Raw genomic sequence first — 22,279 nt, 5'->3', positions numbered from 1 at the left:
GGGACGTTTTTGGATGGACCAATCCATCTCAAAACCGTGAAAAAGCGCCCCGGCCCCCCAGAATCCTGTCCCCTGATCCCGGTGCACCTCTGTCCGTGCCCCCCTTGGACATGTCTAAGCCTACCTCTTTCGAGGCGGATAACACCACCCTGGGGCCACCCGTTCGGCCGCGCACCCACCGCGTTGCCGTGGAACGTGCTACCTGTCCGTCTGGTCTCAGCGGCCCGGCAACCCGCCCTCGAGAAGCTTCGTGATCTCCCGGAGAGCTTCTGGTGACGTATCCCCGAGAGTTCGGGCCGCGAAGTTGATCACTCGCTTGACCCGGATCATCCGGACCAACTCCAGCTGAGAGTCGATGCGCTCCGGCAGGTCATCGTCGGACCCGAGCAGGTACTCAGGTGCAATCCCGAAGAAGTTCGCGATCTCAGTCAGAAGCAGGACGTCACTGACCAGTGGGCCTTCGCCCCTGACCATGTACTGCCAGCGGGCCCGCGAAAGCGAAACCTTCTTGGCATTGAGACCGGCGGCGATCTCACGGTAGGTGTACGGGGTGTTTCCTTCGGCCACGACGACGTCGAGCAGCAGGTTCAGCTTGCGTGCAAGCTCCATCTGTGGAGTGGGCAGCGGGGACGCTGTCCCATCTGCTTTACCGGGCGTTTTGGTACTCATCGGTCCTCGAGTCGTTTGTGGTTGCACGAGATGCATCGGATGCCTGACGAATGTGCTCTTCGATTCTCTGGATGAGCTTGGCTTCGCGGGTTGAGAGTGGTTGGTCGGGGTGCAGAAGCAGACTGTCACGAACCTCAACGTAGCGGCGGTGGAGGTGTAACGCGTGGTTCCGCCGAAAGCAGACCGTCACTCGTGACATCGGAGCTTCAATGCTGAGCTCCGGTCGGTCGGCAAGCAGCCGCTCCCAGAGCGGGGTGACCTTCCACAGCAGCCGCCGGCTTCTGCCTGCGTCGCTGAGGTTCCTGGACGCTCCGATCAGCAGGCGGAGACCGAGGCCAAGCGACAGGAGGACGGGGGCAAGAAGCGGACACGCCACCGATAAGAAATCGACTGTCGCGCTGACGGTGGTGCCACCCAGTGCCCGGTTGATCGCCACACCCATCTGGATGACGACGTAGAGCGAAACCAGGGCGCACCCGGCCGAGATCATCACGAGTGCAACCTTGAGCGACGTGTCCGACTGCCGTGTGAAGTCTGTCGCGCACGCGACGATCGTCGAGATAGCAAGAACAATGAGAGCGATCCAGGTCGTGAAGCTGTAGACCAGCTGGCTCCAGTCGCCCGGGCCGATGAACTGGAGGTTGTCAATGTTCCAGTCGTTGGTGAAGAAGAGGAGGGCCTGGAGGAGGATCAGCCCGGTCGCTCCCCAGAAGGCGAATCGCTTTCGAAGGGAGGTCAGCCCGGCCTTCGAGACGGCCATCTGGATGAGGGAGTCGAACAGGGCCACACAGATGATAGCTGTCGCATGGAAGATGAAATATGTGATGTCGACTCCGCCCAGGAGACCGTCGACGACTGAGTACGGGCCGTCGGAGATCAGCGACATTGTGACGGCGAAGGTCAGCATGAACCAGAACAGCAGACGTCGCTTGCCCCGGAAAGCGCTGAGAACCAAGAGCAGGGTCGTGCCCCAGAGGGCCGCGAGCACCGCGTACTCGATCAGTGCGAACATCAGAGAATCTGCCCGAATCCGGTCTCGGCTTCGCGCCTGCTTATCGATGCGTCCTTCCGCAGGATCATCGCAAGCTCATCCCCGATGGCTTCCGCCATGGCCTCTTCCTCGTCGGTGAAGCTGCTTCTGGACAGCGCGGAGACGATGGCGTTCATCGGGACGAGGGGTGCGAGAAGGGCGACCCTGTCGGCCGGCATGATCATCTTCTTGTGGTTGAGGATCATGTGTCCGAATTCATGGTTCACGAACTGCTGCCGGTGCACGGCCGAGTCGGTCGGCGCGTAATGGATCCGCTCGAATTCTTCACCCGAGACCTCAAGCCAGAGCGCGCAGATTCCTCTGTCAACCAGTCCCTGAGGAGCCTGCAGGATCAGGATCTTCTTCTTGCGGAGCTGCTCCATGTGGTGGTGCAGGAGTTCCGAGTTCAGGGGGCGTGGGAGGTCGATCTCCTGAACGAGTTGTTGAGCGCGTTTTTGTCGTGCTGCATAGTCCACTGGGTGATCCGATTGTCGTGTCGATCCGCTGCGTCCCCCTACCGGATGCAGCGCACCTGAGACATGTATGACTGCCGTCAGCATGTGTTTGTTGAAGCTCTCCATGATAGCCACGAGCTAGCGCCGATGGCGTCGGCGACAAAAGGCGGCGACCGGCATTATGCCGGTCACCGCCTTCACAACTGCATGTGGTCTCGCTACACGTTGAAGCGGAACTCCACCACGTCGCCGTCCTGCATGACGTATTCCTTGCCCTCGATGCGGGCCTTGCCCTTGGCGCGGGCTTCAACAACCGAGCCGGCGTCGATGAGGTCCTGGAATGCGAAGACCTCGGCCTTGATGAAGCCCTTCTGGAAGTCGGTGTGGATGACTCCGGCGGCCTGCGGGGCGGTCCAGCCCTTATGGATGGTCCAGGCCCGCGTTTCCTTGGGGCCGGCGGTGAGGTAGGTCTGCAGACCGAGGGTGTCGAAGCCGATGCGGGCGAGCTGGTTGAGCCCGCTCTCCTTCTGGCCGGTAGAGGCCAGCATCTCGGCGGCGTCTTCTTCGTCGAGTTCGGCGAGTTCGGATTCGAGCTTCGCGTCGAGGAAGACGGCCTGCGCCGGGGCGACGAGGGCGGCCAGCACGGCGAGCTTCTCGGCATCCTGCAGCACGGCCTCGTCGACGTTGAAGACGTAGATGAACGGCTTGGTGGTGAGCAGGCCGAGTTCACGGATGGACTCGACGTCGATCTTCGACGCCGACAGCGGCTTACCGGTGTCGAGGAAGGCCTGCGCCTCGAGGGCGGTCTTGAGCACGCTGGGGTCGAGCTTGCGACCCTTGGTCTCCTTCTCGTACCGCACGATCGCCTTCTCTAGCGTCTGCAGGTCCGCGAGCACCAGCTCGGTGTTGATGGTCTCCATGTCGCCGGCGGGGTTGACCGCACCGTCGACGTGCACCACGTCGGGGTCGGCGAAGCCACGGATGACCTGCGCGATGGCGTCGGCCTCGCGGATGTTGGCGAGGAATTTGTTGCCCAGGCCCTCACCCTCGCTGGCGCCGCGCACGATGCCGGCGATGTCGACGAACGACACCGGGGCAGGCAGCAGGCGCTCGCTACCGAACACCTCGGCCAGCTTGGCGAGGCGGGAGTCCGGCAGGTTGACGATGCCAACGTTGGGCTCGATGGTGGCGAACGGGTAGTTCGCCGCGAGCACGTTGTTCTTGGTCAACGCGTTGAAGAGGGTGGACTTGCCGACATTGGGCAGTCCGACGATTGCAATAGTAAGAGCCACGAGCATCCATCGTACCGGCTCTGCCTGTGTGCCGTTCTGCCGCATGTTTTCGCGGCACAATCGGTGTGCGGATGCGCCGCCCGGCGCCGAGCGGACAGCACGGGTTGCAGGGCACCCCGCCCCGCCCGCCCGGCAGCGTCGGTGGCGCGTGAGAACATGAGGCGTGCCCGTCAACTTCACCGCCATCGATTTCGAAACCGCCAACTCCTCGGCCGCCTCGGCCTGCTCCGTGGGGTTGGTGAAGGTGCGCGACGGCGTCGTGGTCGACAAGATCGGCTGGTTCATCCGCCCGCCGCTGGGTCACGACGCGTTCCTGGAGTGGAACATCCGGATCCACGGCATCTACCCCGAGCAGGTCGTGGACGCGCTGAGCTGGTCCGAGCAGCTGCCCGATCTGGTGGATTTCGCCGACGGCGACGTGCTCGTGGCGCACAACGCGGGCTTCGACCTGGGGGTTATCAAGACCGCCTCGACGATCACCGGGATGACGGTGCCCGACTTCCGCTACGTGTGCAGCCTGCAGGTGGCGCGCAAGACCTACCACCTGGACTCCTATCGTTTGCCGGTCGCCGCCATGGCCGCTGGGTTCGAGGACTTCTCGCACCACAACGCGCTCGCGGACTCCGAGGCCTGCGCCGCGATCATGATCCACGCTGCCGACCGGCACGGAGCGGACACCATCGAGGACCTGGCCCGCATCTGCGGCGTCAACATGGGCGTGATCGGCCCGGTCGCCACCCAGGAGCACCGCGCCACGCACGGTCCGATGGCGCTGAACTAGCCTCCCACCGCAGCCGCCATCGCGCGCCGCCCAGCACGACTCTCCCGGCGACGCGCGCACGTCCTCACAGCCGTGTCGGTGGCCGCTGTCAGACTGGCCGCATGGATCCCCTCGCGCTTCTCCTCGGTCTTGTTCTCGGTGCGGTTGTAGGTGCCCTGGTCAGTGCCGTGCTCCTTCAGCGCCGCCGGTCGACAACCCCGACGGGCGCGGATCCCGCCGTGCTCGAGGCTCGGCACCAGGTGGTGCTGGCCGAGACGCGCGCCCGGGAGGCGGCCGTGCAGTCGCTGCTCCGCGAGGAACTCGCGTCGATGCAGGCCACCGCCGACGGACTGCGCGAGCAGATCGCCGACCAGAAGCGCCAGTACCGTGAGATCGTCGACCGGCAGCGTGATGATCAGGCCGCCCGCACCGAACGGGACCGGCAGGAAAGCCAGGTGCTGCAGGCCCTCGCCCCGGTCAAGGACAGCCTGGTGACCATGCAGCAGAAGGTCGCCGAGCTCGAGCAGCAGCGTAGCCTGCAGCACGGTGAGCTCACCGAGCAGCTGCGCTCCGCCACCGAATCCGAGGAGCGCCTGCGCAGCACCGCCGAGTCCCTTGCCTCGGCCCTGCGTGCCAACAACACCCGGGGCGTCTGGGGCGAGACCCAGTTGCGCAGCGTGGTCGAGGCGGCCGGCCTCATCGAGCGCGTCGACTTCGACGTGCAGTCGAGCATCCACTCGGATGCCGGCGCCGGCCGGCCCGACATGGTCGTGCACTTGCCCGGCGGCAAGAACATCGCCGTGGACGCGAAGGTGCCCTTCACCGCGTTCCTGGAGGCCAGCCAGATCCCCGCCACGGCCACGGGTTCCGATGGTGCCCAGCGGGCCGTCTTCATGAAGGCGCACGTCAAGGCCGTGCGCGACCACGTCACGGCGCTGGGCTCCAAGGCGTACTGGCAGGGCCTCGATGCCTCCCCCGAACTCGTGATCGCCTTCATCCCCAGCGAATCGCTCGTCTCGTCGGCGCTGGAGGCCGACCCGTCGCTGATGGAGTTCGCGTTCAGCAAGCGAGTCGCCCTGGCCTCCCCGGTCACCCTCTGGTCGGTACTGAAGACCGTGGCCTTCAGCTGGCAGCAGGATGTGCTCACCCACGACGCGCAGGTGCTCTTCGACCTCAGCCGCGAGCTCTACTCGCGGCTGGCCACCACCGCCACGCACATCGAGAAGCTCGGCCGTGCCATCGAGCGCACGGTGAAGGACTACAACGGTTTCGTCGGCTCGATGGAACGCCAGGTGCTTCCCACCGCCCGCAAGCTCAACGCTCTCGACGAGTCGAAGGTGCTCGCGCCGCTCGTCGGCATCGAGGAGGCGCCCCGGGAGCTCGTGGCCTACGAGTTCGTGGCCGCGCTGGAGACCGACGCCCTGGAAGCGATCCCCACCCGGGACTGAGCCGCTCGACTCCCCCGCACCGTCCACACCCGCATCCGTTGTCTCTCGCCTCACCGATCGACATGCGCTCGAGAGCTGCCGCGCCAGTCGGCGCACATGCGGACGCACTGCGCCCGTTCGTGCGGAGTCCAACGCGAGTTGCCACTTCAGGCCTCCTGTGGGCCTCTGACGCGGCACCAACTGCCCTCTCACCGGCAGCCGTGCACCTGAGTTGCCATTTCAGGCCCACTCAGGCATCCCGAATGGGCGCGAGCTGGCAACTCACCGCGCGGTCGGACCCACGGGCGCCATGCGAGTGTGTCGCGAGTTGCTGCGAAGCGACCTCTCCGCCGCCCCGACGCTGCAGGGTGCCACGAGTCACCGCGCAACTCCCTCACGAGTCGCCGCGAAGCGCCCTCTCAGAGGTGCCGACGGGGACCCTTGCGGCGACTCGGCGCTGAGATGTCCCTCGAACGACGGGTCCCCTCCCAGTGATATGCCGCTACGAGACCATCCCTGGATGGGCCGTCAGGGGATGGCACGGGCGGTGCGCTCGATGTCGGAGACCGGTTGCTCGCGCTGAGTGGCGATCGCGGCGCCGGCCGCGCCGCACACCACGAGGATCGCCAGCTGCTGCTGGAACAGGAGAACCTCGCCGAGCACCAGCACACCGAAGATCGCCGCGACGACGGGACCGAAGCTCGTGATGATCGCGTACAGCCTCGGGGTGATGCGCCGCAGGATGTAGGTATCCAGCGTGTACGGGAACGCCGACGACAGCAGCCCCACCGCGACGAGCAGCCCGATGATGCCCCAGTTGAGCTTCGTGTAGTCGACGGTGACGAGAGCCACCGGAACGAGCAGCACCAGGCTGACGAGGCTGGCGATGGTGATGCCCTCCAGGCCGGGCAGCTGGGTGGCCACCCGACGGGTCAGCAGGATGTAGCCGGCCCAGGCCGCCGCCGCGGTGAGCGCCAGGGCGATGCCGAACGGGTCGAGCGTGCCATCCGACCAGGTGAGCAGGAACACTCCCCCGGCCGCGGCCGCGGCGCAGACGAAGTCGAGCGCCCGGCGGGAGGCGGCGAGCGCCACCGCGAACGGGCCGAGGAACTCGATGGTGGCGGCCACGCCCAGGCCGAGCCGGGCGACCGACTCGTAGAAGGTGAGGTTCATCACCGCGAGCACCACGCCGAGGGCAAGAGCCGGCCAGAGCCGCGCCCAGGTGAAGGTGACGAACTTGGGCCGGTAGAACGGCAGCACGGCCACGGCCATCACGAGCTGGCGCACGGCCACGACGACCGGGGACCCGACCGTGGGGATGAGCAGCCCGGCCAGGGACGAGCCGTAGTTGATGCTCACCTCGGTGACGAGTTGAGCTCCGGCGCCGGTGAGGCGGTCACGCTTGGCTGTCACTGTTCTCCCCCGCCGCCGGATGCGGCACTCTGACGAGAATACCGGCCAGCCGCGTTCACGTCACCGCGTGCCGCACCTCGCCATGCCAGCAGCGGCGAAGGCCGCCCTGGGAGGGGCGGCCTTCGTCGGTGCGGTCCGTCGACAGTTCGACGAGCCTCGGTTACGACTCGGTCAGGCCGTGACGGCGACGACGAACCCAGACCAGCGCGCCGCCCGCAGCCAGCAACAGTGCGGCGGCTCCCATCAGCGGCGCCACCTGCGTGCCGGTGGCGGCCAGTACGGCGCCGACGGCAGCGGCAACCCCGCCGCCCCCACCATTCGTGGAGCCGCTAGGCAGGGCGGCTGCCGGGGTGGTTGTCGGAGTCGGCGCGGCCGAGGGCGCCGGTGTCGTTCCCGCCGCCGCAACCGTCAACTGGGCCGACACGGATACGCCGGTTTGCGCGCCCGTCGCGGTGACGGTGTACTGCCCGGGAGTCGTCGGCGCGGTTCCCGTGATGATGGCCTGGCCATCGATCACGTCGACCGTGCCCAGTGGGTCGGCGGAACCAGCGGTGCTGATCTCGCCGGCGGCGCGCCAATCAGCGTTCAGCCCTGCGCCTGTGCCGGTGAAGGCGGCGCCCGGGGCGACGGTGGGCTGGTCCAGGGTGAGCGTGGCTGCCGCGCTCAGCGACCGGAGGTCGGTGTTCAGGGCCAGCGCGTTGGACGACGTGAAGAACAGGTCGGTCTGGTCGGTGAGGCCCAGCACGTTCGCCGCTCCGGGGCCGTAACCGGCGATCCGCACCTGGGCTCCCGTGTGCTGCTGGGACTCACCGGCGTTCGCGGTGCCATAGCTCACGAGCATGGTCGATCCTTCTTCGGTGGTCAGCGCAACGCTCAGCCCGGGCGGGGTCGATCCCACGATCTGGCTGGTGTGCGCGTGGTCGGCGGTCACCACGACCAGGGTGTTGCCGTCGGCCTTGGCGAAAGCGAGGGCCGATTGCACGGCCTCGTCGAGGTCGACGGTCTCACCGATCTGGCCGCAGGCATCCGCGGCGTGGTCCTGCTTGTCGATGCTGGCGCCTTCGACCTGGAGGAAGAAACCCTGGTCGCTGTCGGCGGACAGGAGGTCGATGGCCTTGTCGGTCAGGGAGGCGAGGGAGAGCCCGGTGTTCAGACGTGCCGGGTTCTCGGTGCACGAGACGGGGGCGAGGTTTCCGCCGCCGACGGTGGCTGCCGGGCCGACCCAGCGGGTGGGGAAGTTGCCCGTGGTGAAGAGTCCGAGCACCGGTGCGCTCTGGTCGGCGGCGGTGACCGTGTCGAGGCCGGCTGCGCTGTCCACCAGTTGGTAGCCGCGGTCGGTGGCCTGCTCGAAGAGGGTCTTGCCGGCCCAGTCGCCCGCCGCGGCCTTCTCGGTGAAGGTCGCCGAGCCGCCGCCGAGAACCACATCGGGACGCAGGGTGAGCAGCTGTTCGGAGATCGAGCCCAGTCCGCCCTTCTCGAGCGACTCGCTGGCGCAGTTCGCCGTGGTCTTCACCGGCCCGTAGCAGCCACGGGCCGAAATGTGGGCGATCTGCGCGCCGGGGGTGGCGTCCTGGATTTCCGCCGTCGACACGTTCCCGGTGCGGAGGCCGTTGGCCTTGGCCAGTTCGAGAAGCGTCGACTGGGGCTTGCCGGAAATGTCAACTGACAGGGCACCGTTGTTGGTCTTCGTCCCGGTCGACCAGCCGCTGGCGGTCGACGCCGATTCCGACGCGTAGTTCGGGGTGCCGTCTTTGTTGAGGGCGTAGGTCGTGTACTGGCCGGTCAGCGGCAGCGCGTCGATTCCGGCGAACTCACCGGCGGCACCCTTCGCATAGTTACGGGCAACGGTGATCTCGCTGTCACCCATGCCGTCGCCGATCAGCAGGATGACGTTCTTCGCCGGCCCATCGACAATGGACTCGCGAATCGCAGAGGTCTTGTCGCCGTTGTTGCGAGCGGCTCCACCGTGGTCGTCGGTGGCAGCGTAGGCGCCGAGCGGCGCGAGGATGCTGGCGCCGGCGATGAGGCCGGTCGCGGCGGCCATGAGCGCGCTGCGCCCGGGCCGGTGGTTGGATGACTTGGACGCACGGAACACGGCGTTTCCCCCTGGACTAGGTGTCTCAGCGTTACTTTCCGGACGGAAGCAACGCCTACAAGAGAACACGGGCGACGGGGACGGGACCTGAACCGACGGTGAACAGCACACGAAGCCCGCTCGTGCGGGAGCCCGGTGATCGACCAGACACGGGTCAGCCGAAGACCGACCGCGCGACCGCGGTCACCTGGACAGGCAGGCCGTCGGGCACGAACAGCGTGAGCACGGGCGGGCGCCACCAGGCTTGCAGGGTGATGGTGGCGCTCTGGCCGTCCACGGTGTCGGCGCGGGTCAGCGTCAGGTCTTCCAGCCCGGGGTGGCGGGCTGCGGCGAGGTACCCCGTCGCAGCAGCCCGCACCTCAGGGGTGGTCAGTGCGGCATGCAACTGCCCGGAGTCGATCGCGACCGCGTCGAGCCGGAACGATTCAGCTGCGGCGAGCGCCGCGCCATCCGCCAGGGTGAAGAGCTGCTTGCGCTCAAGGTAGAGGCTGGTCGCGGCCACCACGATCAGCACCACCACCAAGGCGAGGAACCCGTAGAAGATCGTCAGCAGCAGCGTGGAACCCTCGTCGCCGTGCTCACCACGGATGCGTCGTGCCCACGGTCTCCGCACCGGCCTCACCCCTCGTGCCAGAACCGGGACACGGTCTGGGTCGCCGACGCCTGCAGCGGGATGCTCCCGCCGTGGGACTGGGTGAGCACCCCGGGCACGAACGGTAGGGCCACCTGCACCCGAACGGTCACGGTCACCACGCTGCGCCGGCTCAGGCAGGCTCCCCCGCCCGCGCAGGTGATGCTCACCTCGGCGGCGTCGGCGTCGATTCCGTAGTCGGCCAAACCCACCAGGACCGCCCGCTCGGCGCGGGCCTCGGCGTCAGCCGTGCTGGGCGCCAGCACGTACACGCGGGCGGCCTGCCGGGCGGCGCCCTCCACCGCGAACGCCCCGCCCTGCAACACCGACATGGCCAGAATCAGGTAGACCAACGGAACGAGCAGGATCAGCCCGACCGTGATGAACTCCAGCGAGGCCGATCCGGTCTCGTCCGTCAGCATCGACCGGCGTTCAGCCCACCGAACCCTCCACGACGGCATGTCCCTCCACCTCCAGCCCGTCGGCCACACCGAACAGCCCGAACAGCGGCAGCGGGGCCACGACCCGCACCCGCACTCCCGGCTGCCCCGCCACTGACGTGTAGTCGGCCGTCACGTCGGCGGCGTAGGCCGGGCCGAGGGCCGCCGTGATGAGGTCACGGCTGCGCTCGGCGCCCTGGCCGAGGCCGCTGTCGGCCAGGGCGGCATACCGGGCCCCCTCGGCGGCGGCATCCAGCACTGTGTTGCGGATGTGCAGCGCCAAGGCCAGCTGCAGCACCGCCAGGGTGAGGCCGGTGAGCAGGGCGGCCACCATCACAAATTCGGCCACCGCCGTGCCACGCTCGGCGTCGCCCCACCGGACTCTGATGACGACGCTGCCACGGATGCTGCGTCGCAGGCTCATGACGACGGTCAGATGCCGCTGACCCGGTTGATGGCTTGCTCGAAGATGCCGCTGAGCGCGGGCCCGGCCAGGCCCCAGATGATCATGACGAGGCCTGCCGTCATCAACGTGATCAAGACCCATCCGGGCACATCGCCCCGGTCATCGTGCAGCCCGGCGCGGAAACGGTTGTACAGCTGGGTGGTGAGACTCACGGTGTCCTGCTTTCTCTGGGGTGGTGCACGGCGGAACGGGATGGTTCAGGCAAAAAAACTAGAAACCGGCCTGCAGCACGAACAGGCCAGGGAAGATCGCGAACAGAATGGTCATCGGCAGGATCAGGAAGACCAGTGGCACCATCATGGCCACCTCCTTCTTCCCGGCGGCCTCGAGCAGGGTGCGCTTGGCTTCCTCGCGGCCGTCCTGCGCCTGCGCCCGCAGCACCTCGGCCAGCGGAGACCCCCGGTCGATCGCGCCGACGACCTGGTCCACGAAGCGGGTGAGCGAGGTCAGCCGCATCCGCCGGGACAGTTCGGTGAGCGCGGTCGTGACGGACACTCCAGCGTGCACGTCGTTGATCAACCCGGCGAACTCCCGCGACAGCTCCCCCGAGGTGCTGCCGGACACCCGGCGGAGGGCGTCAAGGATGCCCTCGCCTGCGGCAAGCGACAGCGTGAGGAACTCGAGGATGGTGGGCAGTTCACTGTCGATACGGGCCAGCCGCGCCGTGGCGGCCCGTTTGAGCACCGTGTCGCGCAGCACCACACCGGCCGCCGCTGCGGCGACGGGCGCGGCGACCTGCACGATGAGTGGCCACCCGCGGCCGAGGGGCGTGCCAATCACCACGAGCAGCGTGCTCGCGGCCGCGATCAACGCCCAAGCGAGTTGCTCCGAGCGGAACGCCTCGACCGTGCGGGTAGACCCGGATTGCCGCAGCCGGCGCTGAACGGCCTCGGCGCCGCCCAGCGCGCTGGCGAGGGCCTGCGCGAGCGACTCGAACACCGGCGAGAACAGCGTGCCCAGCACGGGGATGGGGTCGATGGAACGACGGCCGACGAACACCCGGGCCTCCCCGGAGACGTCGAGCAGGTAGGGCGCCAACCGGTTCGCGAGCCGGGGCCGGCTCAATCGCGGGGTGAGGCTCACCAACGACCACAGCCCGATGCCGAGCACCGCGCCGAAGAACGCACCCCAGGCCAGCGCGGTCACTGGAACCACCTGCGTTCCTCGGGCAGCCGGCCCAGGGCGAGCATCACCCGGTAGGCCAGCACGGAGACCGTGAGGCCGCCGAGGATCACGACGGTGCCGGCCGCGGTGTTGAACGCCTGCGCCGCCTCGGGCCGGGTGCTGATGAGCACGAGCACGATCCAGGGGGCGGCGACCCCGAGGCGGGCGGCGTTGACCACCCAGGACTGCTTGGCCTCTACCTCGGCGCGCACCGCCGCATCCTGCCGCAGCCAACTGGACAGGCTGCGCAGCACCACGGTGAGGTCGCTGCCGCCCACCTCCCGCGCCATGCGGAGGGTCTCCAGCAGTCGGTCTGCGAACGGGTCGGCCAGGGAGCTCTTGAGCTTGTCGACGCTGTAACCGAAGTTGCCGGTGGCTCGGTAGTCGCGCTCGAACTCGGCGAACGACACCCGGGTCAGCACCGGACCCGACTGCGCCAGGCTGCTCACCGCGTCGGGCAGCGCGAGACCCGAGCGCACGGCGGAGACCAGATGGTCCACGACGTCAGGCCACACTGTGCGGTTGAGCCGACGCCGGGCGCGGGCCCGCCACAGCACGATGAGGCTGGGCAGGATCAGCCAGAGCACCCCGGCCACCACGGTGAGCGCCCGCACACCGAGGATCGCCTCGGCGAGCGCCGCGGCCGCAACCGCCAGTACCCAGGAGACCGTGGCGAACACCGACAGCGGCAGCCCGCCCATGCCGGCCTGCGCGAGGCGCGCACGCCAGCCATCCGTCAACCGGTTGCCCCGGCGGCCGGCCCTGGTGGACGGCCAGAGGAACGGCGCGCTGAGCAAAACCAGCCCGGCCCCCAGGAGACTTCCCAGCACGAGGATCATGCCGCTCCCCTCCGCAGCACGTCAGCCGGGTCCAACCCGGCGGCACGGAACTTGGCGAGCTTGGTGGGGAAGCCGCCGGTGTGCTCGAGGACGCCGTTGTTCATCAGGAACAGCGGGCTGGCTTCGATTGTGGATCCGGTGAGCTGGCCGCTCGGCGCGATGATCTCGGTCACCCGGCGCCGGCCGCGCCGGTCCATCTCGCAGTGCACGACGATGTCGATGCAGCCGGCCACGGTGGGCAGCACGAACGACGAGTCGATGTTGCGCCCGGCCAGCAGCGGCAGAGTCGACAGCTTGGCGAGCGCGTCCCTGGCGCTGTTGGCGTGGATGGAGCACATGCCGGGCAGCCCTGACCTATGCTTAGGGCTATGAGCGTTTCTGACCCCCTGAGGGCTGCCATCTATACACGCATCAGCGAGAAGGACTCCAAAGTAGACAAGGTTGAAGTTCAAGAAAAGAGGCTTCGAGCGCTCGCCAATACAGAGGGTCTAGCTGTTGTCGATGTCTACACGGATGACGGCATCAGTGGCTGGTCTGGGACGAGGAGATCCGACTGGAACCGGATCCGCTCCGACATCGGGCTAGGCAAGATCGACGTTGTACTGACAGACCGCCAAGATAGGTTTGCCCGAAGCTCATTAGAGACCGAAGCATTCAAGCTGCTCTGCAAACAGAATGCGGTCACGTGGATGTTCGCCAACGGTTCGACAATGGATCCCGCCGACTACATGGATGCGGCCATGGCCTCTTTTCAGGGAGTCATGGCTCAGATGGAATCTGACATCAAGAAAGAACGCCTGAGGGCGCGATACGCCGACGAGATCTCACAAGGTAATGCTCTGTGGGGTACGCGGCCATTCGGATACACGTCTGCCCGTGACGGCGTGGTCATCCCTGAGGAGAAAGCCCTAATCGAGGGGGCGTACGACACCATTATGCGAAAGGATGACCCCGACGAGGTGCCTAAGCGTGATACCACGCTGTACTCAATCGCGAAGCGGTGGAACGTTGCCGGGATAAAGACAACCCGGGGCAACGAGTGGACCTATCAAACTGTTCGGCAGCTCCTTCTGCGGCCCCGCAACGCCGGTTTGGTCGTCAGAGACGGGGTAGTACAGGAGGGCATCACAGGCACGTGGGAGCCGCTGGTGACCCGGGAGACACTCGCGGATACTACGGCGTTGCTCAGCCAATCAGGGAGGCTTACAGCCCCGGGTAGGAAGCAAAAGTATCTGTGCTCCGGACTCATTACCTGCGGGGTGTGTGGTGGCCCCATGAGGTCCCACACCGTGAAGGTGCGTGGCGTGGTAACCCCGCACTACCGGTGTGCGGCCAAGCTCAGAGTTTCCACCGATGAGAGGCGACATACCGCTATCGCAGTTGGCCAGCTCGACCCCATGGTGAGACATGAAGTCATCAGCGCGTTCCTATTCAGCACTGGTGAGATTTCATCTGCTGGGAAGGGAACAGACACGGCCCCACTACACAAGGCACAGGCGGCTGTCAGAGCCTCCAGACAAGAATTTATGACACTGATCCGCCTGGGAGCACTCACGGCAGCTCAGGCGGCCAAAGACCTAAAGGAGCTTTCCAAACAAGATGAAGTCCTCACTGCACAACTGCGCGTAGCCGCTGAGGAATCGGCCCATGCCGCTATGACTGTGGATCTCCGGGAGGGCCTATTCAAGAATGGCCGGGTGAGTATCAAGGATGCAGTCGCGGCACGCACACAACTCAGTGAGAAGTTCGACTCCCTCGGACTGGATCAGAGGCGGGAGTTGGTCAAGTCGCTTCTGGAGATCAAGATCAACCCAGGTCGGAAGGTCCAGAGGATCATGATTAAGCACAAAGTTGTGCTGAGCCTCAATGACCCCGAGGGAGCTTTGCCTGAGCATGAGGAAAATTCGAGTAGGTAGCAAGCCCTGGGCGCTCTAGATTTGGCACGCCGACCACAGAGTTTGGAACCACATGCCACAGGAGTTCAGTCCCAGAGTCCGCAGACACTTTCGTGAGCTGAGTGTCAACTTTGTGCTTCGGGACATAGATGCGTTTTGGACTGACGAAGGATTTGCGCGAGGTCCATTTATTCTTATCGAGCACGGCGAACGCCGTACTCGATGGGCGGACTACGAGCGGTCGGTTGACTGGGCAGATGAGGCGCATCTAGAACGAGTAGCTCGCGTTTACGAGCAGGTGCTGCCGGAGGTTGGGTCGCCAGAATTGCAGGCGACCATGGTGGTACTCCTCCGGGACGGTTGGACGGTCACCTCCCTACAGCAGATTCGGCCCTCTTCCCCCGCACCAAGACTGACTTATCCTGCCGCACCGGCCGCAGAAACGACCGTTCTGCTAGGCCGCCGCTACCTGCTTGACAATAATCCTGTCGGCACGGGCGGGTTTGGTGCCGTGTATTTTGCAACGGACACTTTCGCTAGGTTCGGAGATCCGCCACGAGTCGCAGTCAAGATGCTGCTCTCCACTGCGGACAAAGACGCAGCGCGCAGATTTGAGCGCGAGATCACCATCATCTCGGGACTACGCCACCCCAACGTTCTTCGGATTCTCGATTCAGGCAATGATGCCAACAACGGAGATTGGTACGCCATGCCAATCGCTGACCGCAATCTACAACAGTTCGTGCCTGGAGGCGTGGGGTTGGATGCCGCCTCCGTGCTGGAGGTGCTGAGAGAGGTATCAGCCGGGATCCAGCACTTGCACACCCGCAATAGTATTCACCGTGACCTGACTCCCGGAAACGTGTTACGTGTGGACGGCACCTGGAAAGTTTCCGATTTCGGTCTTTCTGTCGCAGGAGAGTGGGCGAATGCTTTCCAAACGACCTCTGTGTTCGGAATGGGTACTCCTGGTTTCAGGTCACCCGAGCAGACAAACTCTTTCAAGGACGCGACGTACCTGACCGATATCTACTCCTTAGGAAAACTCGCGCAGTTCGTAACCACCGGGGTTTGGCCGACCGATCCTGTCCTTGCCAACAATCCGTTACGGGGAATCATTCAACGAGCGACGCAGTACGTACCGGAACATCGATATGGCAGTGCGAGCGATTTTCTGGCCGCGGTCGAGGTAGAGCTAGGCAAACCACCGGCGGGCCCAGAAACGGCGACAGACAACGCCGAACGTTTCGTTCGGGGGCTCAAAGCTGGCTCCCTGTCGAACCAGGATGCTTCAGAAATCCTAGGATGGCTTCGCCTGTTGGATCCCACAGAGTCGCTATATGGGGACCACGTTTTGAGCGTTGTTTCCGCATTCACGTGGGAGGCCATACAGGTCATGTGGGCCGTGGATGCCGACGCGTTCGAATATGTCCTCCGAGCCTTCTGCGAGGTTGTACTGGCACATGGCCACCTGGGTTACTCTGGCGTTGACGGGCCTGCCTTCGTAATGTATTGGTCGGACAAGGTGGCCCAGAGTCCGATTGTCAGACAGCTCGTGATCACAAGTCTCAGCACTCTCGGGCGGAACTATAACCGTTGGATGGCTGCTGACCTTGTGCACAACATACTGAAGTCCACACCTCAGGGTCCCCTCAACGAACCTGTCATTTCGGGCTTCCGGTCAGCTGGCGAAGGTCCGACGCAATGGGCACTTAGGGCAGAAAACTTCGAGGACTACAATCCCCTATTGCGCTCTTGGCTCCCGGGCTTGATGCCCGGTGGCGAGCTGTGGAGAACGAGCTAGGTGAGCATTCTCAAAGCCGCCTTAGACCGCATTGGGCACATTGCCACCATGTCGACCTACCCCGACTCACAGGCTCCAGCAAAGTAAGGCAATTCGGACAGTTCGGAGTGCTGATTTCCTGGAGGTCGTCCATGCGAAGACTCTAGCCCCGGCGGCGCGGCACCGCGATGTGGCACCCGCAGCCCGTGATGATGACCAGATGGACAGTAGCTGGGCAGTCGTTATTGGTGCGGGGATAGCGCTCTTGGGGTCAGTGTTCGCGCCGTGGCTCAAAGACTCGCTTGAGCGGCGGCATCTCCAGCGTGAGGGCAACAGAAGCGCCGTCTCGCGGAGCCTCCTACGGATAACTGCCGCAGCGCCTGATGTCGCATTGGCGCGACTGCAAGCAGCGAACTCCAATACGACACCAAAAACCGAAGCGGTCAAGTCCATCGTGAATCTCGCTTTGAAACAATCAGAAGCGTCTCAGGCGGTGTTCGAGCTTGGGCTATTGCTTTCCGCACGGGATGCTCCGCTGGAAACTATGGCTCGCTCCGTGATCAACGCCGCCGCTGGCAAAGATGACTTCTCCGTAGAAGTCATCTGCTTCACTCAAACGGCTGCTCGTTGGTACCGCATGGAGCTAAGCGCGAAGGATGCTCTGAGCAGTTTCAAATCTGACGTAATACGATACAGAGCCCAAAACCTAGGCGTGAGCGTCGCAACACAGTCGCCCCACGAAGAGCCGGCTGAATCGGAGGGTCCCACTGCCTGAGCGTTAGAGTTCGGGCATGGCCTCACAAATACCCGCAGCGGAGAGAACACCTCAATGGGGCCGTGCGGCGTTCGATTGTCCCCGCTGCAACACGTATGCGAAACATACCCGGGAAAAGCTCAGTTGGGACACCTTTACCGGACCAGTCGAGGTCTTCGATGAGAAGCGAGCGCGGATCGTAAACGGCGTTAAGCGACAACTTCCGGCTGGGTTCTGGTCGTCTGCTCAGTGCAGCGCATGCGAGAACTATTCGATCTGGCGAGACGAGGTTCTCATCTATCCTCGGGCTTCGGGCATTTCCTCCCCGGCAAGTGATATGCCAGCTGGGGTTGCTGACCTTTACAACGAAGCCCGAGAAGTAATGGCAGTGTCTCGGCGTGCTGGTGCCGCTCTTGCTAGGGCCACCCTCGAACGCCTCCTCAAGACGCTTGATGACACTCCGCCGAAGAACGCTAACTTGGCGGCTCGTATCGATGCTGTCCACGGCAAGGTGTCTAGCTCTTTGGGCGAGATGCTGACCGTAATTCGACATGTGGGCAATCAAGCGCTTCACGGAAGCGAGACCACGGACGACTCTGTTCTATTGATCTTGGATGAGACTCAGACCGAGCTCGTAGACCTCATCTTCGAGTCGATCAATGAGCTGGTAGACGAGTTGGTAACGAAGCCGGAGGCCAGCAAGCGATTCCTATCGTTGGTACCCCAGGGGTGTTAGACCGGCTGAACAAGCCCGTCAGCTAGTCGGCCACCTCTCCAGCGGGCTCCTCGAACAGTTGCATGGCGCGTGAGTGGGATCGTTCCAAATTCTTGTTGGCGCTTCTCCGGGATTGGCTACGGAGGTGGAAAAGGCCCCAAATTCTTGTTTAAAAATTTTGGAATGGGGGTGCCCCTGTGGAGGAGTCGACAATCTTTGCAGGGGGAAGGACTTACGCCTGTCAACCGCACAGGTACGCGCTCGCTGTCAGGGCGGGGGTTCACCGCTGTCGCCCTGCCGCGCTAGTCCCAAAATGACTTTGGATGAGAAGCACCGGCGGGTCATCCACTGCCCCTGTGTGGCCCTGTGCGCCTATCTGACACCGCTGGAGTCTCTGCGTGTGTGGGAGGGTGCTCTTCTTGCTGTGAGCCGCACAGGAGCATTTAGAGCTGTGGCCTTTGGCGGCTCCGCAGGTTGACGGAGTACAGGCCGGGTTCGCTGGTCACGGCCAGTCTCTGCTTGCCTCCTGGGAGTGCACGCGATCCGCGTACCCCTGTCGTCAGTATCGGAAAGAGTGAACCATGGCGGCTGACGCTTGTGGTCGTCGGTGGGCAGGCAGAGGAGAACCCTCTAGGCGGAGGCCTTAGGGATTGCTCTAGTCCCCTGCATTGCCTTTGCTGTCTCAGATTCCAGAATCCGCTTGATGGTGGCCGCTGACCACTTGCCACCGCGTGCAGTTGGGACACCCTCCGCTGTGAGTGCGAGGGCAATCCGGTTCATGCTCGTTCCTGCCTTGTGCATATCGAGTACGCGCCGATAGGTGGGGAGGAATTCTTGTTTGACCTCTCGACCGAAGGTCACGCCCTCAGACTTCCGCTGTGCCATGCCCTCACGGGTCCGGACGGATATAAGACGGCGTTCATACTGGGCAGCGGATGCGAGCACGTTCGCTGTGAACTCTCCAGCGGGGTCTGTGAGGTCGATGTTCGGGCTGAGGAGCACTAAGCCCCAGCTCTTCCGCCGAGCACGTTCGACCAACCCGGCGAAGTCCGCGACAGACCGGCTGATTCTGTCGAGTCGCACAGAGATAAGAATCTGAGCCTCACCCTTGTCGAGCCGCCGGAGTGCATCCTGTAGGGCTGGCCGGTTCAGATTCTTCGCGCTCTTGCCCTCTTCAGTGACGATCTCGACCGTCCAGCCACGTCGAGTGGCCTCTTCTCGGAGGGTGGCCTCCTGCGCAGCTAGAGATGCACCCTCTTCAACCTGGCCAGCGGTCGAAACCCGGATGTAGGCGAGGGCGAGAGGAGTGCTCATGGCCCTAGTTTATACAAAGGGTTCCCTTTGTCAATAAAAAACTGATGTTCAGCTATTCCGGACGGTGTCCGCTGCCCCTTGAAGATACGCACGCTGCAGTGCAGTTGCCTCCACGTCGCCAGTATCTATTTGAGCGAGAAGGTCGTCCAACGCCTGAATGACGGGTTCCTTGTCCATGTACACACCTCCGGGTAGTAGCTTGCTCCAGCTCGAACCTGAAAAGGAGAATAAACAGGTTCGAGCCGGAGTCGAGAGGCTCAGCCCGAGCCCCTGCGAGTGGTACCCGATAACCGGCTATGAGGACCGGGCACCACTCGCGGGGACGCGGGTCGATCACCGCTGCCGGTCGTAGATCTCTGAAGCGGACTGCTCCGCTGCGGCGAGCGCTGCCCTCTGAACTGGCGTGGCACTGATTTTGCCAGCGTCGATCTCTTCGAGTACCCACCTGAGGTTGAAGCAAGTTTCGAACAGGTCCACTTGCTGTGGACTCGTCATGACTTGAACTCTGGTTTCTTGTGGATCGGCAGGGACTGAGGCTCTGGTGCGATCCCGGATGTCGTTGATGACCTACCTACTCGACTGCGGAAGGCGGCAAGTGCCTTCCGTTGTCTCGCCAACATGGCCGCTGCTACTGCGCGGGTCACGAGACCCTCTCCAGGCGCTTGATGATCTCGGCCAGTGTTGCCAGATTCATGAAAACCAGCTGGTCTTCAAGATCCCTACCGCGACGAAATTGGATGCTCGCGCTGAGGGGCTTGGGATTGGCTCCGAACGCCGCATCTCGCTTGGCTTCATCGACGGCTTCACCTGGCAAGAAGTTGACGGCTGTGCGGACGTGGAGCAAGAAGTTATCCAGGCCCCTCAGATGGCCACTCTCGTGATCCTCTTTGAGGAGTTCGCTGGGCTTGGTTACGTATGGCGCGGGGGTCACTCGGATGCCGTGCTCAGCGGCCAGCCACAAGCTCAAGAGCTGGCGGTACTTCTCGGTTCTGGAGCGGTGGTCTCCCGACATGTCTCAGTCCTGCTCTCGTGGGTCGGAGCCGTAGCGGGTACTCGTTTGGCCGGAAGGACCGGGACCAAACTCCTCGTTCAGTACGCGGAGCGCTGCAGCGCGATCACGCTGGTCGGGAATGGCGTGTGCGGCCACGCGTCGGGCCTCCCGTGCCAGCTCCCATTCGAGTGTGCCGGGGATGAAAAGCGACAGGTTCTCAGGCCATGGCCCTTTTGCGAACCGGGTCTCGCTGGGGTCACCGACACGCTGGAGCCACGAGTCGCCGTTACGGTCCAGCGATGCTCTGATCAAGTCGTCCGTGATGGTGATCGTCATGCCGCGACGGGCAACCTGACCGGTTGCGGCGTTGTCAGATGTCGCAAACGTCAATCCACTTTCCAGAAAGTGGATCTGATCCCCGGGTACTACTGGGAAGGTCTTCGAGGGGGTCATGATGGTGTCCTTTCGATGGTGCTGCGTGAATTCTTGTTGTTGACGATCTGGGTGAGCTGGTCTCCAAAGTCGTCCATCCCCTGATGGCGGATTTCTCGGATCAGAGCCTGTGCTGCCACTGGGTTGGCAATCGAATACTTGGCCACGGCGTGCGTCAGTCGCTCTGCTTGCTGCAGGGCGGCGACTGTCGTCGTGTCCTTCACCCCGAGCTGCCCCAAGAGGCCGAACAGGATTCTTGATTCGGTGTCACTTGCACGAGCCTGTGCGTTAGGTGTCGCCGCTCGGAGCCGCGATGCACGTGCGTCGTCCGCGAGATTTACCAACCGAGCGAGCAAGTCGGCGGGGGCTGCGGCGGAGTCCCGGGCTGCATCGAATCGAGCCGATTGAAGGTGCCGCTGACTGTGGCGGCTGATTGCAGAACTGGAAACCCCGTGCTGTGCCGCCAGCTCGCGGACACCTGTTCCGGCCATGAGCTGGGCTTCGATCTGCTCCCGGTCGTCGTGCAGACACAGTGAACAGCGCGAGCTGGTCTCGGTCGTACTTGTCATAGGAATCAATGCCTCCAAAGTTAACTATCGGCAGTTAGCGTCGGCTGGTCCCCGAAGCTGCTGCAGGTAGCTACGCGCAGGGAACATGTGCTCGTACGTCGAGGGCACACAGAGAAGGTGGGACACGCTGCGAGCCGTCCCGCCAGCTAGTTGAACGATGGCCGGTCCCGTTGCTTAGCCCGGAGCCGCCCAATGGTCGCTGTGGAGGTCTTGAGCTTCTTGGCGGCCTCAGCCTTGGTCATGCCGTCTACGCGGCGGAGGTCGGCCACAGTGAGCCGGGGTCGGGGCTTGCTGCGAGACCCTCCGATGCTCCCGGCCATGGACTTCTTCGTGTAGTAGTAGGGGTCCCACTCCCTAAGGGTGAAAGCTGCAGCTCGGTCGGCCATGCCTGCGGCATCACTGTCTGTGAGTGTCGAAGGGGTCTTGGTTCCCGAGAAGTCATAGAGGCTGCTGATGTCGAATTGTGATTCAAGAATCTTGAGAAGGTAGGTGGCCAGTTCGTCGTGAGTCGGCATCAGCGGTGACCCTTGGAGATGAAAGGAGTCATTGACAAGATCCGCCCCCAGCTGACAGATGTATCCGTACACTTCACCGTTGAAAGTTTTTGCTCCCGGGCGCTTCTTTTTAGACCGGTACTTATATTGGTCAGGAATAGCTCTGTTTTTGATGCTCTTTGGAGCCTTAGGCCTGCCATGCTCTCCGTCCAGGGGTACAGCTAGCTCTGGTGATACCCCTGTCAGGTGCTTCGGTGATGCGCCTGTCAGGTGCTTCAGTGGTACCCCTGTCAGGTGCTTCGGTGATGCGCCTACAGGTGGAGTGAACACCTCCAGATGAAAGGCTGTGCCGTGGGGGAAGTCGGCTGTTGGTTGACGGTCGTCATCCACGATGGATGGATTACATACGTCAACCCGGGAGGCATTTTTCCCTCTACGATTTTCATGAAATCGGAGTGCGAATCTGTGTGGATCGTTCTGGTAACGCCGACGCGTGTAAGAGTAACCCCACGGCTGATGTGTGGACTCGGTAGACTGTTCATCGAAGGATCTCCACCCCTCAGCGTCCGTTCGAAAGTCGCTGGGGGGTATTTCTTGGTCGGGAGCTACACGAGAGCTGGACAGCTCAATCGTGGAAATTCGCTCTACCGA

The 22,279-nt window shown here is 63.9% G+C and carries 25 protein-coding genes; 6 read left to right on the top strand and 19 right to left on the bottom strand.

The genetic code is table 11. The features are described from left to right. Positions 1–216: 216 nt before the first annotated feature. The 4 genes from KY500_RS02650 to ychF all read right to left on the bottom strand — a co-directional run bounded on the left by KY500_RS02650 (position 217) and on the right by ychF (position 3,446). On the bottom strand, positions 217–669 hold the full coding sequence (locus KY500_RS02650) for a hypothetical protein (protein WP_219902227.1): 453 nt from the start codon (positions 667–669) through the stop codon (positions 217–219). Further along, positions 647–1,657, bottom strand: coding sequence for a DUF6545 domain-containing protein (locus tag KY500_RS02645; protein WP_219902226.1), 1,011 nt, complete (start codon positions 1,655–1,657; stop codon positions 647–649). The genes KY500_RS02650 and KY500_RS02645 overlap by 23 nt, the downstream gene beginning before the upstream one ends. A gap of 23 nt (positions 1,658–1,680) precedes the next feature. Then, positions 1,681–2,175 (bottom strand): ImmA/IrrE family metallo-endopeptidase, encoded by a 495-nt coding sequence (locus tag KY500_RS02640; protein ID WP_219902225.1) that lies wholly within the window; start codon positions 2,173–2,175, stop codon positions 1,681–1,683. A 197-nt stretch (positions 2,176–2,372) separates the two neighbouring features. Then, positions 2,373–3,446, bottom strand: a complete 1,074-nt coding sequence (gene ychF / locus KY500_RS02635) for a redox-regulated ATPase YchF (protein ID WP_219902224.1) — start codon at positions 3,444–3,446, stop codon at positions 2,373–2,375. Positions 3,447–3,609: 163 nt separating this feature from the next. Between ychF and KY500_RS02630 the strand changes: the two genes are divergently transcribed. Together KY500_RS02630 and rmuC are read left to right on the top strand one after the other, a co-directional pair. After that, the gene (locus tag KY500_RS02630; RefSeq protein ID WP_066593994.1) at positions 3,610–4,227 is read left to right on the top strand and encodes an exonuclease domain-containing protein; all 618 of its coding nucleotides are present in this window, start codon (positions 3,610–3,612) and stop codon (positions 4,225–4,227) included. 101 nt (positions 4,228–4,328) lie between these two features. Then, complete coding sequence (gene rmuC, locus KY500_RS02625) at positions 4,329–5,654, top strand: DNA recombination protein RmuC (RefSeq protein ID WP_219902223.1); 1,326 nt, start codon at positions 4,329–4,331, stop codon at positions 5,652–5,654. Between the two features lie 507 nt (positions 5,655–6,161). Here the strand turns inward: rmuC and KY500_RS02620 are convergent. The 9 genes from KY500_RS02620 to KY500_RS02580 all read right to left on the bottom strand — a co-directional run bounded on the left by KY500_RS02620 (position 6,162) and on the right by KY500_RS02580 (position 13,019). After that, positions 6,162–7,046, bottom strand: a complete 885-nt coding sequence (locus KY500_RS02620) for a DMT family transporter (RefSeq protein WP_219902222.1) — start codon at positions 7,044–7,046, stop codon at positions 6,162–6,164. Between the two features lie 160 nt (positions 7,047–7,206). Continuing rightward, positions 7,207–9,141 carry an alkaline phosphatase gene (gene phoA / locus KY500_RS02615; protein WP_255579742.1) on the bottom strand — a complete coding sequence of 645 codons (1,935 nt, stop codon included), beginning with the start codon at positions 9,139–9,141 and terminating at the stop codon, positions 7,207–7,209. 154 nt (positions 9,142–9,295) lie between these two features. After that, a complete protein-coding gene (locus KY500_RS02610) occupies positions 9,296–9,754 on the bottom strand; it encodes a pilus assembly protein TadG-related protein (RefSeq protein ID WP_219902221.1) in 459 nt (152 codons plus the stop codon). Between the two features lie 5 nt (positions 9,755–9,759). Beyond that, positions 9,760–10,194, bottom strand: a complete 435-nt coding sequence (locus tag KY500_RS02605) for a hypothetical protein (protein ID WP_219902220.1) — start codon at positions 10,192–10,194, stop codon at positions 9,760–9,762. 10 nt (positions 10,195–10,204) lie between these two features. After that, a complete protein-coding gene (locus tag KY500_RS02600; protein WP_219902219.1) occupies positions 10,205–10,636 on the bottom strand; it encodes a TadE/TadG family type IV pilus assembly protein in 432 nt (143 codons plus the stop codon). An 8-nt stretch (positions 10,637–10,644) separates the two neighbouring features. Further along, positions 10,645–10,830 carry a hypothetical protein gene (locus KY500_RS02595; protein ID WP_066593976.1) on the bottom strand — a complete coding sequence of 62 codons (186 nt, stop codon included), beginning with the start codon at positions 10,828–10,830 and terminating at the stop codon, positions 10,645–10,647. A 58-nt stretch (positions 10,831–10,888) separates the two neighbouring features. After that, on the bottom strand, positions 10,889–11,833 hold the full coding sequence (locus KY500_RS02590; protein WP_255579740.1) for a type II secretion system F family protein: 945 nt from the start codon (positions 11,831–11,833) through the stop codon (positions 10,889–10,891). Continuing rightward, complete coding sequence (locus tag KY500_RS02585; RefSeq protein ID WP_219902218.1) at positions 11,821–12,681, bottom strand: type II secretion system F family protein; 861 nt, start codon at positions 12,679–12,681, stop codon at positions 11,821–11,823. Before KY500_RS02585 ends, KY500_RS02590 begins: the two co-directional genes overlap by 13 nt. Next, entirely contained in the window at positions 12,678–13,019 is a 342-nt protein-coding gene (locus KY500_RS02580) for a CpaF/VirB11 family protein (protein WP_219902217.1), read from the bottom strand. Before KY500_RS02580 ends, KY500_RS02585 begins: the two co-directional genes overlap by 4 nt. A gap of 30 nt (positions 13,020–13,049) precedes the next feature. Here KY500_RS02580 and KY500_RS02575 point away from each other — a divergent pair, with 30 nt between their 5' ends. Further along, on the top strand, positions 13,050–14,597 hold the full coding sequence (locus KY500_RS02575; RefSeq protein WP_219902216.1) for a recombinase family protein: 1,548 nt from the start codon (positions 13,050–13,052) through the stop codon (positions 14,595–14,597). Positions 14,598–14,709: 112 nt separating this feature from the next. Then, the gene (locus KY500_RS02570; RefSeq protein ID WP_219902215.1) at positions 14,710–16,380 is read left to right on the top strand and encodes a serine/threonine-protein kinase; all 1,671 of its coding nucleotides are present in this window, start codon (positions 14,710–14,712) and stop codon (positions 16,378–16,380) included. Positions 16,381–16,390: 10 nt separating this feature from the next. Here KY500_RS02570 and KY500_RS19710 read toward each other — a convergent pair whose 3' ends face one another. Continuing rightward, complete coding sequence (locus KY500_RS19710; protein WP_219902214.1) at positions 16,391–16,513, bottom strand: zf-TFIIB domain-containing protein; 123 nt, start codon at positions 16,511–16,513, stop codon at positions 16,391–16,393. Between the two features lie 66 nt (positions 16,514–16,579). Between KY500_RS19710 and KY500_RS02560 the strand changes: the two genes are divergently transcribed. After that, positions 16,580–17,134: a hypothetical protein gene (locus KY500_RS02560; protein WP_219902213.1), complete on the top strand. Its 555-nt coding sequence runs from the start codon at positions 16,580–16,582 to the stop codon at positions 17,132–17,134. A 16-nt stretch (positions 17,135–17,150) separates the two neighbouring features. Beyond that, positions 17,151–17,849 (top strand): DUF4145 domain-containing protein, encoded by a 699-nt coding sequence (locus KY500_RS02555; RefSeq protein ID WP_219902212.1) that lies wholly within the window; start codon positions 17,151–17,153, stop codon positions 17,847–17,849. Between the two features lie 609 nt (positions 17,850–18,458). On the opposite strand, the gene KY500_RS02550 is transcribed toward KY500_RS02555, so the two are convergent. The 5 genes from KY500_RS02550 to KY500_RS02530 all read right to left on the bottom strand — a co-directional run bounded on the left by KY500_RS02550 (position 18,459) and on the right by KY500_RS02530 (position 22,018). Beyond that, positions 18,459–19,142 carry a recombinase family protein gene (locus tag KY500_RS02550; protein ID WP_219902211.1) on the bottom strand — a complete coding sequence of 228 codons (684 nt, stop codon included), beginning with the start codon at positions 19,140–19,142 and terminating at the stop codon, positions 18,459–18,461. A gap of 640 nt (positions 19,143–19,782) precedes the next feature. Beyond that, the gene (locus KY500_RS02545) at positions 19,783–20,154 is read right to left on the bottom strand and encodes a hypothetical protein (protein ID WP_219902210.1); all 372 of its coding nucleotides are present in this window, start codon (positions 20,152–20,154) and stop codon (positions 19,783–19,785) included. A gap of 3 nt (positions 20,155–20,157) precedes the next feature. Further along, the gene (locus KY500_RS02540) at positions 20,158–20,586 is read right to left on the bottom strand and encodes a hypothetical protein (protein ID WP_219902209.1); all 429 of its coding nucleotides are present in this window, start codon (positions 20,584–20,586) and stop codon (positions 20,158–20,160) included. Next, positions 20,583–21,134: a hypothetical protein gene (locus KY500_RS02535; RefSeq protein ID WP_219902208.1), complete on the bottom strand. Its 552-nt coding sequence runs from the start codon at positions 21,132–21,134 to the stop codon at positions 20,583–20,585. Before KY500_RS02535 ends, KY500_RS02540 begins: the two co-directional genes overlap by 4 nt. A gap of 146 nt (positions 21,135–21,280) precedes the next feature. Then, positions 21,281–22,018, bottom strand: coding sequence for a hypothetical protein (locus tag KY500_RS02530; RefSeq protein WP_219902207.1), 738 nt, complete (start codon positions 22,016–22,018; stop codon positions 21,281–21,283). Positions 22,019–22,279 lie beyond the last annotated feature (261 nt).

Source organism: Cryobacterium sp. PAMC25264 (assembly GCF_019443325.1).
In the GTDB taxonomy this organism is placed as follows: Bacteria; Actinomycetota; Actinomycetes; order Actinomycetales; family Microbacteriaceae; genus Cryobacterium.
The sequence above is the reverse complement of the archived record's forward strand: the minus strand, read 5'-3'. Positions and strand labels throughout refer to the sequence as shown.

Excerpts from the sequence above, each read along its gene's own strand:
- KY500_RS02650 (WP_219902227.1), bottom strand. The coding sequence starts at position 669 with ATGAGTACCAAAACGCCCGGTAAAGCAGATGGGACAGCGTCCCCGCTG.
- rmuC (WP_219902223.1), top strand. The coding sequence starts at position 4,329 with ATGGATCCCCTCGCGCTTCTCCTCGGTCTTGTTCTCGGTGCGGTTGTA.
- KY500_RS02605 (WP_219902220.1), bottom strand. The coding sequence starts at position 10,194 with ATGCTGACGGACGAGACCGGATCGGCCTCGCTGGAGTTCATCACGGTC.
- KY500_RS02600 (WP_219902219.1), bottom strand. The coding sequence starts at position 10,636 with ATGAGCCTGCGACGCAGCATCCGTGGCAGCGTCGTCATCAGAGTCCGG.
- KY500_RS02585 (WP_219902218.1), bottom strand. The coding sequence starts at position 12,681 with ATGATCCTCGTGCTGGGAAGTCTCCTGGGGGCCGGGCTGGTTTTGCTC.
- KY500_RS02580 (WP_219902217.1), bottom strand. The coding sequence starts at position 13,019 with ATGTGCTCCATCCACGCCAACAGCGCCAGGGACGCGCTCGCCAAGCTG.
- KY500_RS02575 (WP_219902216.1), top strand. The coding sequence starts at position 13,050 with ATGAGCGTTTCTGACCCCCTGAGGGCTGCCATCTATACACGCATCAGC.
- KY500_RS19710 (WP_219902214.1), bottom strand. The coding sequence starts at position 16,513 with ATGGACGACCTCCAGGAAATCAGCACTCCGAACTGTCCGAATTGCCTT.
- KY500_RS02560 (WP_219902213.1), top strand. The coding sequence starts at position 16,580 with ATGGACAGTAGCTGGGCAGTCGTTATTGGTGCGGGGATAGCGCTCTTG.
- KY500_RS02555 (WP_219902212.1), top strand. The coding sequence starts at position 17,151 with ATGGCCTCACAAATACCCGCAGCGGAGAGAACACCTCAATGGGGCCGT.
- KY500_RS02550 (WP_219902211.1), bottom strand. The coding sequence starts at position 19,142 with ATGAGCACTCCTCTCGCCCTCGCCTACATCCGGGTTTCGACCGCTGGC.
- KY500_RS02545 (WP_219902210.1), bottom strand. The coding sequence starts at position 20,154 with ATGTCGGGAGACCACCGCTCCAGAACCGAGAAGTACCGCCAGCTCTTG.
- KY500_RS02540 (WP_219902209.1), bottom strand. The coding sequence starts at position 20,586 with ATGACCCCCTCGAAGACCTTCCCAGTAGTACCCGGGGATCAGATCCAC.
- KY500_RS02535 (WP_219902208.1), bottom strand. The coding sequence starts at position 21,134 with ATGACAAGTACGACCGAGACCAGCTCGCGCTGTTCACTGTGTCTGCAC.